Consider the following 535-nt stretch of genomic DNA (forward strand, 5'->3'; position numbering starts at 1 on the left):
AACATTCCGTCTGATATTCGTGTCCCGCTGTTCTACGCCGAGGTTGATAACTCGATGGCGAACAGCGGCGCCGGTGCCGGACTTCGCCGCCTGATCATTGGCCAGGTCAACGACAACGCCGATGCCGCCGAAATCGGTAGCCTGGTGCTGGTGTCGCGCACCTCTGAAGCCATTGCCATCGGCGGCGCCGGCTCGATGCTGGCCGCAATGCACCAAATGCACCGCGCTATCGATATCGCCGGTGAGGTCTGGTGCCTGCCGTTGAAGGTCGACACTGGCGCGACTGCGACCTGCAGCGTTACCGTAACGGGCAATGTGACAGCAGCAGGCGTGATCAACCTGTACGTGGCTGGCCAGCGTGTGCGCTCTGCCGTGGTTGCCTCGGCGTCGGCTGAGGCCGTGGCCACCGGCTTGGCGACCAGCATCAACGCCGCTACTGACCTGCCTGTTACTGCTCAGGCTGCAGGCGCTGTCGTGACGCTGACGGCAAAGTTCAAGGGTGACCTCGGCAACGACATTCAAGTCGAGCTGAATC

Annotated in this window: 1 pseudogene; it reads left to right on the forward strand. The window is 62.4% G+C overall.

Annotated elements, in window-relative coordinates:
• Positions 1 to 535: pseudogene (locus UIA24_RS23125) on the forward strand (phage tail sheath subtilisin-like domain-containing protein); the annotation flags it as partial.

The organism is Pseudomonas sp. AL 58 (assembly GCF_036348395.1).
GTDB classification, from domain to species: Bacteria; Pseudomonadota; Gammaproteobacteria; order Pseudomonadales; family Pseudomonadaceae; genus Aquipseudomonas; species Aquipseudomonas defluvii.